The 9,936-nt window shown below is 66.5% G+C and carries 10 protein-coding genes and 1 pseudogene; 3 read left to right on the top strand and 8 right to left on the bottom strand.

The features are described 5' to 3' along the window. Window positions 1-464: 464 nt before the first annotated feature. From VA602_RS04760 to VA602_RS04750, 3 genes are read left to right on the top strand one after another with little or no spacing between them, the layout of a single operon-like run. The gene (locus VA602_RS04760) at window positions 465-1,580 is read left to right on the top strand and encodes an ABC transporter substrate-binding protein (protein ID WP_323452622.1); all 1,116 of its coding nucleotides are present in this window, start codon (window positions 465-467) and stop codon (window positions 1,578-1,580) included. Next, on the top strand, window positions 1,577-2,638 hold the full coding sequence (locus VA602_RS04755; protein ID WP_054892671.1) for a FecCD family ABC transporter permease: 1,062 nt from the start codon (window positions 1,577-1,579) through the stop codon (window positions 2,636-2,638). The genes VA602_RS04760 and VA602_RS04755 overlap by 4 nt, the downstream gene beginning before the upstream one ends. Then, window positions 2,635-3,396 carry an ABC transporter ATP-binding protein gene (locus VA602_RS04750; protein WP_323452621.1) on the top strand — a complete coding sequence of 254 codons (762 nt, stop codon included), beginning with the start codon at window positions 2,635-2,637 and terminating at the stop codon, window positions 3,394-3,396. Before VA602_RS04755 ends, VA602_RS04750 begins: the two co-directional genes overlap by 4 nt. A 40-nt stretch (window positions 3,397-3,436) precedes the next feature. Here the strand turns inward: VA602_RS04750 and VA602_RS04745 are convergent, their stop codons facing one another. From VA602_RS04745 to VA602_RS04710, 8 genes and pseudogenes are all read right to left on the bottom strand, one after another. Further along, entirely contained in the window at window positions 3,437-3,781 is a 345-nt protein-coding gene (locus VA602_RS04745; RefSeq protein WP_063542660.1) for a cupin domain-containing protein, read from the bottom strand. Window positions 3,782-3,886: 105 nt separating this feature from the next. Then, window positions 3,887-4,819, bottom strand: a complete 933-nt coding sequence (locus VA602_RS04740; protein WP_323452620.1) for a phosphatidate cytidylyltransferase — start codon at window positions 4,817-4,819, stop codon at window positions 3,887-3,889. Window position 4,820: 1 nt separating this feature from the next. Beyond that, window positions 4,821-5,444: a lysophospholipid acyltransferase family protein gene (locus VA602_RS04735; RefSeq protein ID WP_125930836.1), complete on the bottom strand. Its 624-nt coding sequence runs from the start codon at window positions 5,442-5,444 to the stop codon at window positions 4,821-4,823. An 8-nt stretch (window positions 5,445-5,452) separates the two neighbouring features. Further along, a complete protein-coding gene (locus VA602_RS04730) occupies window positions 5,453-5,884 on the bottom strand; it encodes a hypothetical protein (RefSeq protein WP_200603674.1) in 432 nt (143 codons plus the stop codon). Beyond that, entirely contained in the window at window positions 5,881-7,239 is a 1,359-nt protein-coding gene (locus VA602_RS04725; protein WP_323452619.1) for a phosphatase PAP2/dual specificity phosphatase family protein, read from the bottom strand. Before VA602_RS04725 ends, VA602_RS04730 begins: the two co-directional genes overlap by 4 nt. Continuing rightward, on the bottom strand, window positions 7,239-8,987 hold the full coding sequence (locus VA602_RS04720; RefSeq protein ID WP_323452618.1) for a bifunctional alpha/beta hydrolase/class I SAM-dependent methyltransferase: 1,749 nt from the start codon (window positions 8,985-8,987) through the stop codon (window positions 7,239-7,241). The genes VA602_RS04725 and VA602_RS04720 overlap by 1 nt, the downstream gene beginning before the upstream one ends. A gap of 30 nt (window positions 8,988-9,017) precedes the next feature. Continuing rightward, entirely contained in the window at window positions 9,018-9,623 is a 606-nt protein-coding gene (locus VA602_RS04715) for a CDP-alcohol phosphatidyltransferase family protein (RefSeq protein ID WP_054892662.1), read from the bottom strand. Window positions 9,624-9,737: 114 nt separating this feature from the next. Beyond that, window positions 9,738-9,866: pseudogene (locus VA602_RS04710) on the bottom strand (XdhC family protein); the annotation flags it as partial. Window positions 9,867-9,936: the final 70 nt, after the last annotated feature.

The raw sequence follows: 9,936 nt of genomic DNA, 5'->3' as shown, positions 1-9,936 counted from the left end.
CTCAATGCGATGCTAAGAACGGGTACCCCCTGGCAGGATGTGGACTTGCCTCAATGCAAGAGCGCAACACCGGCGTAAATTCGAACGCCGTACGTGTGGGAGCGGGTTTACCCGCGAAAAAGACACCGCGCTGCCTGGCACGGGCTACGCCCGTGTTCGCGGGACAAGCCCGCTCCCACAGGGATTGGGCTGGTCTTTAGATTTTGAGCAAGACAGTTGCTCCCACAACAGCCCCCATAGCTTCTGAATACTGTGGTGTTACCTGTGGGAGCTGTTGTTTGCCGCTGCGACTTGCCCGCGAAGAACACACCGCAACCCCAATGTAATGAAACGTCACCCATGACGATTCGCTGACATCCCACTACATACCCGGACACTGGCAAGGGCGGCCCGCTGACTAGAATGCCCGGTCTTGAATGAGACCGATTCTCTGTCACGCATCCGCTGTTGCCAGGAGCCCTCCGATGCCCTCCATTCTCCGTTCCGCGCGGCGCCTGCTGCCGTTGCTCATGCTGCTGGCCGCAGGCCTCGGCGCCATCCAGACCGCCAGCGCCGCCCAGGTTACCGACGTGCTCGGGCGCAAGGTCGAGGTCGATCATGCGCCCCAGCGTATCGTCCTCGGCGAGGGGCGGCTGTTCTTCGCCCTGGCCCTGCTGGATCGCGACAACCCGTTCCAGCGCGTGGTTGGTTGGCAGAACGACATGCGCCTGCTCGACCCGCACACCTACGAGGTCTATGCCAAGCTTTATCCACAGGTGGCCAAGCTGCCGCTGATCGGCCAGGCCTCGGAGCAGAGCGTCAGCGCCGAGCAGATCCTGGCACTGAAACCGGACCTGGCGATCTTCAGCATCGCCGGCGAAGGCCCGACCCAGCACAGCCCGGTCGCCGACCTGCTGGAGCAGGCCGGTATCCCGGTACTGTTCATCGACTTCCGCGTGCACCCGATCAAGAACACCCGCGTCAGCCTCGAAGCCCTGGGCACCTTGCTGGGTCGCGAACAGCAGGCGCGGGAATACCTGGAGCTCTACGACAGCCACCTCAAGCACGTCACCGACCAGGTGGCGGGGCTCAAGGACAGTGAGCGCCCGAAAGTCTTCCTCGAACTGCTGGCAGGCGTCTGGCAGGCGCCGGGGCACACCACCGGCAAGAGCGGCCTGGGCAGCGTGGTCGAGGCGGTCGGTGGGCATAACATTGCCGCCGACGTGGTGCCCGGCGCGCTGGGCGACGTCAGCGTCGAATACGTGCTCAAGGCCGATCCGGACGTCTACATCGCCACCGGCAACCGCGCCCCCGGCGTGCTGCTGGGTGCTGGCGTGAGTGCCGATACCGCACGCCAGAGCCTGGCCAGGATCATCGCGCGCCCCGAGTTCGCACCGCTGCGGCCGATTCGCGATGGCCAGGCCCATGGCCTGTGGCATGACTTCTACAACTCGCCGTTCAACATCCTCGCCATCGAAGCCATGGCTCGCTGGGTTCACCCCGAGCGCTTCAAGGATCTGGATCCGCAAGCGACCATGGCCGACATCAACCACTTGCTGAAGGTCGGCCTGGACGGCCACTACTGGATCGACGCCAAGTGACCGCCCAGGCTCTGGACGGCGCCGCGCTGGCAGCCTGGCGTTATCGGCGCCTGCTCTGGCGGCGTGCCGGGCTGGTCGGAGGGCTGGCCGTGCTGCTGGCGCTGGCGGTACTCGGCGACCTGGCCAGCGGCGCCTCCGGCATGGGGCTCGGACAACTGCTGCATGGGGTGTTCGACCCGAACGCACTGAGTGCCACCGAACGGGTGATCATCTGGAACGTGCGCCTGCCTTACGCGCTCATGGCGGTGCTGGTCGGGGCCGCGCTGGCACTGGCCGGCGCCGAGATGCAGGCGATCCTCGACAACCCGCTGGCCAGCCCTTTCACCCTGGGTGTGTCCTCTGCCGCGGCGCTGGGTGCGTCGCTGGCCATCGCTTATCCGCTGTCGGTTGCCTGGCTGACGCCGAGCGCCCAGGTGACGGTGATGGCGTTCGTCTTCGCCTGCCTGTCGGTATTGCTGCTGCAGGCCATGTCGCGACTGCGCGGCGCCGGGGTCGAGAGCCTGGTGCTGTTCGGTATCGCGCTGGTGTTCAGTTGCAACGCATTGGTGTCGTTGCTGCAGTTGCTGGCCACCGAGGATGTGCTGCAGCAACTGGTGTTCTGGACCCTCGGCAGCCTGGCGCGGGCCAACTGGCAGAAGCTGGGCATTCTTGCTGCGGTGCTGGCGCTGGTGCTGCCGTTCTCGCTGCGCGCCGCCCCGGCCATGACCCTGCTGCGCATGGGCGAAGACCGTGCCCGCAGCTTCGGCGTGGACACCCGGCGTCTGCGCGTCGCTTCGCTGCTGCGCATCAGCCTGCTGTCGGCGACTGCGGTGGCCTTTGTCGGCACCATCGGGTTTATCGGCCTGGTCGGCCCGCACATCGCCCGCCTGCTGGTGGGTGAGGACCAGCGCTTCCTGCTGCCGGCCAGTGCACTGGTCGGGGCATTGCTGCTGTCGCTGTCGTCGATCGCCAGCAAGCTGATCCTGCCAGGGGTGATCGTGCCGGTGGGGATCGTCACGGCCCTGGTGGGCGTCCCGGTGTTCGTGGTGCTGGTGTTCCGGCGGGGGAGAAGGTTGTGAGCTTGCGTATCGAAGGGCTGTCGGTGACCTACGGCACGCGCCGGATCATCCAGCAACTGAGCCTGCCGCCGCTGCCGACGGGCAGCCTGGTGGCGCTGGTCGGGCCCAACGGGGCGGGCAAGTCCACCCTGCTGCGGGCCCTGGCCGGGCTGGAGCGGATGCAGGGCGCGGTGCACCTGGGCGATGAGGACGTTACCCGCCTGAGTTTCGCCGAGCGCGCCCGGCGCCTGGCCTACATGCCACAGCAACTGCCGCCGGGGCTGGCGCTCGGGGTGCTGGAGAGCATCGTCGCTGCGCTGCGCGTGGGGGCTGCCAATGACCTGTTGGCGACTGCCTTCGATGCGCTGCGCCAGTTGGGCATCGAGCACCTGGCCGAGCAAGGCTTGGACAGCCTGTCCGGCGGCCAGCGCCAACTGGTGGCCCTGGCCCAGTTGCTGGCGCGCAATCCGCAGGTGCTGTTGCTCGACGAGCCGACCAGCGCCCTGGACCTGCACTACCAACTGCGGGTGATGGATGCGGTGCGTGAGCGGGTGGTGCGCCATCGGCTGTTGGCGGTCGCGGTGCTGCACGACATCAACCTGGCGGCCAGCCATGCCGATTGCCTGGTGATGCTGGAGAAGGGACGGGTGGTGGCCTGCGGCACCCCGGCCGAGGTACTCGAACCGCAGTTGCTGGCGCAGGTATATGGCGTCGAGGCGCGGGTCGAGCAGTGCTCTCGTGGTCGCCTGCAGGTGCTGGTGGACCGGGCGCTGCGCTGAGCCTGCCGGCCCGGCTGCACGCCCGCTCCGTCGGCCGCAGTCAGGCGAAGACGAAGTACTTGCGTACGGTCTCGACCACTTCCCAGGTGCCTTTCATGCCGGGCTCGATGACGAACACATCGCCACCCTTGAGGTGCTTGGGCTCTTCGCCTTCGGGGGTGATGATGCAGTAGCCCTCGAGGAAGTGGCAGAACTCCCACTTCTCGTAGTTGACCTCGAACTTGCCAGGCGTGCAGATCCAGGTGCCCATGATCTTGCTGCCATCGGCCGACAGGTAGGCGTTGAGGTTGACGGTGTGCGGGTCGCCGCCGATGCGTTTCCACTTGGTCGCATCGACCACCGGGGTCGGACAGGTTTCGCGCAGGACGGTGATGAAGTCGGACATGGCAGGGCTCCTGATGACGGGCTGAGTGACCCGTCACCTTAGGGCGTTGGCCTGAAAGGCAGTTGCCTGGATTCGACGCCTATCTGCCTGGCCGCGCTATGGCGCTCACGCCCACCAGTAGCGCACGAAGTGGAAGAACACCGGTGCAGCGAAGCACACCGAATCCATGCGGTCGAGCATGCCGCCATGCCCTTCGATCATGTGCCCCCAGTCCTTCACCCCACGGTCGCGCTTGATGGCCGACATCACCAGGCCGCCAAAGAAACCCATGGCGTTGACCGTCAGCGCCATCAGCGCTGCCTGCCAGAAGTTGAACGGGGTGATCCAGCACAGCAGCGCGCCGACCAGCGTGGCCAGCGCCACCCCGCCGGCCAGGCCCTCGACGGTCTTCGACGGCGACAGGTTGGGCGCCACCTTGTGCTTGCCGAACAGCTTGCCGCACACGTACTGCAGCACGTCGCTGATCTGTACCACCAGGATCAACCAGGCGATCAGCAGCAGGTTGCGGCCCTCGTAGCCGGGGATGTCCAGGGTCATCAGCGCGGGCACCGACGACACGCAGTACACCGCGATCATCAGGCCCCACTGCACCTTCGAGGCGCGCTCCAGGAAGCGCGTGGTATCGCCGCCAAAGCTGGCCAGGATCGGCAGCAGCAAAAACAGGTACACCGGGATGAAGATGCTGAACATGCCGTACCAGTCCATGGCGATCAGCAAATACTGCACCGGCAACGCGACGTAGAACGCAGCCACCAGCGCCGGGTAGTCGCTGCGCCGGGTCGGGGTGAGGGTCATGAACTCGCGCAGGGCGTAGAACGACACGCAATAGAACAGCACGATCACGCCGTACTTGCCGAACACGAAGGCCAGACCGATCACCAGCACCATCACCCACCAGGCGTTGATGCGTGCGTTGAGGTTGTCGATCACCGCGTGCGGCGCGGAACCTGCGCGCCACTTGAGCAGGCGGCCGATGACGCTGGCCAGGAGCAGCAGGGCGCCGATGCCGGCGAACAGGGACAAAGTGTTGTGATCCATCTCAGGCTTCCTTCGGGGCCAGGTTCAGCAAGGCTTGACGGGCCCGCTCGAGAAACGCCTGCTTGCTTTCGTCAGGCAGCACCTGCAATGGCTCGCCGAAACTCAGCGTGCACAGCAGCGGCAACGGCAGGGCGCGGCCCTTGGGCATCACCCGGTTGAGGTTGGCGATCCAAACCGGTACCACCTCGATTTCCGGCTGGGCAGAGGCGAGGTGGAACAGGCCGCTCTTGAACGGCAGCAGTGGATCGTCTCCAAGATTGCGCGTGCCTTCCGGGAAGAAGATCAGCGAATCGCCCTGGGCCAGGGCGTCGAGCACCGGTTGCAACGGGTTGTCCTGGCCTTCGCTGCGCTGGCGATCGATGAGGATGCCGTTGAACACCTTGCGTATGACGAAATTGCGCAGCCCGGGTTTGTTCCAGTAATCCGCCCCGGCCACAGGCCGCGCTCGGCGCCGCAAGGGCTCCGGCAGGGAGGCCCAGAGCAGGACGAAATCGCCGTGGCTGCTGTGGTTGGCGAAGTACAGGCGCTGCACCGGTTGTGGCGTGCAGCCGAGCCACAGGGCACGGGCGCCGGTGATCAGGCGCGCGGCGGAGGTGATGGCGAAGGCGGTGAGGGCGGCGAGCATGGTGCGGGTCATCCGGTGAAGGGCAGTGTCAGCAGGGTAGCCAAGGTCAACAGCAACTGCAGGCCCAGGCACAGGGCCTGGCGGCGCAACAGGGTGAGTGCAGCCTGGCTGCGAGTTGGCCAGTCGCGTGGGTCGTCGGCGCGGGCCTTGAGGTTCAACTCGAACAACGCTCGGTCCAGGGCGCGGGTGTCGTCAGTGAGCCGGGTACTGCTGGCCAGGCGATCGAAGAGCTCGGCATCCAGGGCCACGCGCACGGCCCAGTATTTGTGGGCAAGGCCCAGGAGCAGCAGCACGATGCATAGCGCACTGGCCAGCGGATGCAGGTGCAGGCCGAGCAGTGGCGCGAGGCCGTAGGCGACGGCCAGCAGGGTCAGGGCGTCGGACAGGCGTTCCAGTTGTCGGCCACGGGCTAGCAAGGTGGCGACCAGGTGCAGGTTCATGGCTGGACTCCGAGTTGCAGCAGGGCATGACGGTGGCCGGGGTGCAGTACCACACCTGGGCGGGCCCGGCGGATGAGGGCTTCGGCGGCGTCGATGTCGGCGCAGCGGCCGCTGTGGATCAGCCAGGCCGCCACGGCGCTGGCGCTGCGTGAATAGCCCAAGGCGCAGCAGACCAGCAGCGGGCCTTGCTGGTGCAGGCGGTCGATGGCTTCTGCGGCTTGGAGCAGCAGGGCGGGGCTTGGGGGGATGAGGTCCAGGGTGGGCAGGCTGAGGTAGGTTGTCTGTTCTGGCCCATTCGCGGGCAAGCCCGCTCCTACAGGGTCAACAGGCGCTGTGGCTGGCCATGGGCAGGGTAGCTCCGCACACAAATCCACTACTGCCGCAAAATCACCTGCCTCGCCCAATCCGGGAATCCGTCCCAGATACACCCCGTCGCAGACTTCATCTGCCTGCGGATGCCGCCAGGTCCAGGCTCGCGAGTTGATCCAGGCGCCAACCAGGTAAGGCGCCAGCAGCCAGGTCGCGGCGTTCGACAGATGCCCATCCGCAGCTTTCTGAAATCCGCCAGCTCCCAGCAGCACATAGTTCAGCGCTACCACCAGCAACGCCACTGCCGGCCACAGCAAACACAGCCACCCCCCACCCAGCTTGAAGGCCAGCAGCGCACACAACAGGGCGCTGATGCCATAGCGCAAGCCAAGCCGCCAGCGTTTCGGCTCACGCGCCAGATGCGCCTCGCGCAGCGGCAACGCGCCCTGGTGCGGCCATAGCCACAGGCACAGCAGCCCCACCAGCGCGCCGCTGGGCAGGTCGATGAAGTGGTGCTGCCAGGTGGTCAGCACCGAGAGCCCGATCAAGGCCATCCAGCCGTGCACGGCCCAGCGCCAGAGCGGTTTGCGGGTGTGCCGGGCGAACATGCTCCAGATGATCACCAGCAGTGCGATATGCAGCGACGGTGCCTGGTTATAGGGTTTGTCGAAGCCCATCAGCACATCGAACAGCCAGCCGAACACGCCTGCCAGTTCCGGTCGCTCGAAGGTGAAACGCAGCGGCCACAGCAGGAAGCAACTGACGCTGACCAGCTGCGCGGTCAACAGCGCCAGGGCATGGCGGTCCATCTCCCGACGCGTGAGCGGCAGCAGGAATGACAGGCCGTACAACAGGTCGATCGACCAGTACGGAATGATCGTCCATGGCCACAGCGGCATGTGCCGTTCCCAGCCGAACACCAGGCTGCCGACATCGTCGCGCCCGGCGGTGTAGGTGTTGGCCAGGCCGTAACTGAGAAAGAAGAACGGCCCGAGCAGCAACAGCCACAGGACACCGCGCCGGATCAGCCCGGCTTCGCGCGTCATCAGCGAACCCGCTGGGCCAGGCTGACGCTGAAGATGCCCCACTCGTCGATGCGCTGGGCGATCTTGCGAAAGCCTGCCGCCTCCACCAACTGGTCCATCTCGGCCTGGCTGCGCCGGCGCATGACCCAGGCGTCGCCGCCGCGGTGGCTGGTCAGGGCGCGGGCGATCATCTCCAGTTGCGGATGCCATGGCTGACCTGTGTAGACCAGGTAGCCGCCGTCTTCCACGGCGTCGGCCAGGCCCGCCAGGGAGTCGCCCACCCGTTGGTTGCTGGCGAACAGCTCATAGAGCCCGGACACCACCGCCAGGGTGGGGCGCGGGTCGAGGCTCGCCAGGCTCTGGCGGTCGAAGGCATCGCCCTGGACGAAACGGGCAATCTCGCCCAGGCCCTTTTCGTCGATCAGCGCGCTGCCCTGTTGCACGTTCAGCTCGCTGTAGTCGCGCAGCAGGATCGAGTCCGGCAATTGCTCCTGCAGCGCTTCGAGGATGTAGCGGCCGTGGCCGGCGGCGATGTCGACGATGTGCACCGGGCGTGCCTGTTCGCGCAGGCGAGCGATGGCCAGGCGCAGCAGTTCCTCGACATGCACCTTGCGTTGGCGGATACCACGCCAGCCGATGGCATCGAGGTAGTTGCGATCGATCAGCTCGCCCAGTTTGCCCTTGCCGGTCGCCTGGTTGCGGTACACGTAGTCCAGGGTGCTGCCGGAGTCGAAGCCGGTGTCGAAACCCAGCTTCACCCCTTCGGACAGCCCCTTGCCCAGGCGCAGGCTGGCGCGGTAGCTGCGCCAGTAGAGGTCGCGCGGCGAGTTGTGCGGCAGCGGTGCGGCCAGGCTCTCGGCTTCGGCGCAGCTGGCACCGACCTTGTCGGCATCGAGCAGCGAAGGCGCAGGCAGCGGTGCGTCGAAACAGTGGGCGATGAAGCGCTCGATCCGCGCCAGGGCGTGGGCGCGGTCGCGTTCGCCGAGGGTGTCGTGGAAGAAGCCGGGCAGGATATGCATCTCCTTGCGCGGGCTGCCCAGGCGCTCGAAGAAACGCTCCTGCGGGCCGCGTTCCACCACGAAGTCCGCGCCGGACACCAGCAACTGGGTCGGTATCTGGATGGCCTGGGCGTCGGCGACCACGCGGTCGGCTGCCTCGTACAGGCCCAGCAGCACGGTCACCGAGATCGGTCGGCTGATCAGGGGGTCTGCGGTGTACGACATCACCCGTTCCGGATCATGGGTGAGCAGCCGCGGCTTGACGTAGCTGTTGACGAAGAAGTTGCCGCGCAGGGCCTTGAGCAGTTTCAGGCCGGGGCGAGCGAAGGGCACGTAGAGCTTGACCTTGAACGCCGGCGAGGCCAGCACCAGGCAGCGCACCTTGGGCGCGTAGTCGTGGGCCCAGGTGGCGATCAGCACTGCGCCGACGCTCTGCGCCAGCACGGCCATATCGGGCTCGGCGATACCGTGCCGCGCCTGGAGATGTTCGATGAAGGTCTGCACGTCGCGCACGCTGGTGGCGAAGCTCGGACTGTCGCCACGGGCCCCTGGCGACAGGCCATGGCCACGGGCGTCCCAGGCGAAGATGTCGTATCCGGGCAAGTCCAGTTCGTCGGCCAGGTGCGCCATGCGCCCGCCGTGCTCGTGTCCGCGATGGAACATCACCAGTGCCCGGCGCGGCTGGTGCTCGTTGCGGGTGGCCGGCCAGTGCCGGTAGTGCAGCTCGACGCCGTCGTGGGTCGAGAAGTGCAGCGATTGCGCTTGGCGCATGGTGAAAGTCCTTGTCCTGCGGCAATGGGGTCAGCGGGTTTCGGCCAGCCCGTGGCGTACCCGGTTGTAGAGGGTATAGAGCGAGAGCAGCAGGATGACCAGCAGCAGGCCGTTGATCCACGTCGGATTCAGCACGCCGAAGGCCACGCCGGTGCCCAGTACGCCGAAGGCAAAGGCCCGGTCGCTCTTGCCCATCGGGCCGTCGTAACGCCGCGAAGCACCGGCCAGCGGGCCCATCACCCCGGCGTATTCACTGATGACGGCAAGCAGCACCACCAGCACCACCAGTGCCGGCGACACCCCGACCAGCAACGCGAAGGGCAGGTACAGCGCCGCGTCGGCGATCACGTCGCACAGTTCGTTGAGGTAGGCGCCGAGGGTCGATTGCTGGCCGAACTCGCGGGCCAGCATGCCGTCGACGGCATTGAGCGCCATGCGCAGCAGCATCCACACCGGGACGAGGATGAACAGCCAGGTGACGTGGGGCAGCCAGGCGAGCAGCAGCCCCAGCAGCACCGACACCAACGCTGCGGCGACGGTGACCTGGTTGGCCGTGACGCCGCGATCGTAGAGACGCTGCACCGAAGGGCGCAGCAGAGCCTGGAAGCGGGGTTTGAGCTGATAGATGGATGGCACGGTGAGTTCCCTGTCGTGGTGCGGCGTGGAGGGGATTGTGGGGAAAGAGATTGGCGGGCGGCAAGGGGGTGGCGTGTGGTGGTTCACATCTGTGCACCACAGGGGCTCGGCAGGCTACAACGCATCCCGCGCCTTGCCGCGATACACCCGCAGCACATCCGCCATTACCGCCAGGGCGATTTCCGCTGGCGACTTGCTGCCCAGGTCCAGCCCGATCGGCCTGTGCAGGCGTTCGATCTGCTGGGCCGGTCGACATGCTGCATGTTCGGTTACCCCGTTCCAATCGTTGGCGCCCCACCCCATGTCTGTGGCA

Source organism: Pseudomonas machongensis (assembly GCF_034961125.1).
GTDB classification, from domain to species: Bacteria; Pseudomonadota; Gammaproteobacteria; order Pseudomonadales; family Pseudomonadaceae; genus Aquipseudomonas; species Aquipseudomonas machongensis.
Note: the sequence above shows the minus strand (reverse complement) of the source record. Positions and strands in the feature narration are given on the sequence as shown.

What these genes read in the sequence shown, in the direction of transcription:
- VA602_RS04725 (WP_323452619.1), bottom strand. Translation starts at nt 7,239, where the DNA reads ATGACGCGCGAAGCCGGGCTGATCCGGCGCGGTGTCCTGTGGCTGTTG.
- VA602_RS04745 (WP_063542660.1), bottom strand. Translation starts at nt 3,781, where the DNA reads ATGTCCGACTTCATCACCGTCCTGCGCGAAACCTGTCCGACCCCGGTG.
- VA602_RS04730 (WP_200603674.1), bottom strand. Translation starts at nt 5,884, where the DNA reads ATGAACCTGCACCTGGTCGCCACCTTGCTAGCCCGTGGCCGACAACTG.
- VA602_RS04720 (WP_323452618.1), bottom strand. Translation starts at nt 8,987, where the DNA reads ATGCGCCAAGCGCAATCGCTGCACTTCTCGACCCACGACGGCGTCGAG.
- VA602_RS04760 (WP_323452622.1), top strand. Translation starts at nt 465, where the DNA reads ATGCCCTCCATTCTCCGTTCCGCGCGGCGCCTGCTGCCGTTGCTCATG.
- VA602_RS04740 (WP_323452620.1), bottom strand. Translation starts at nt 4,819, where the DNA reads ATGGATCACAACACTTTGTCCCTGTTCGCCGGCATCGGCGCCCTGCTG.
- VA602_RS04735 (WP_125930836.1), bottom strand. Translation starts at nt 5,444, where the DNA reads ATGCTCGCCGCCCTCACCGCCTTCGCCATCACCTCCGCCGCGCGCCTG.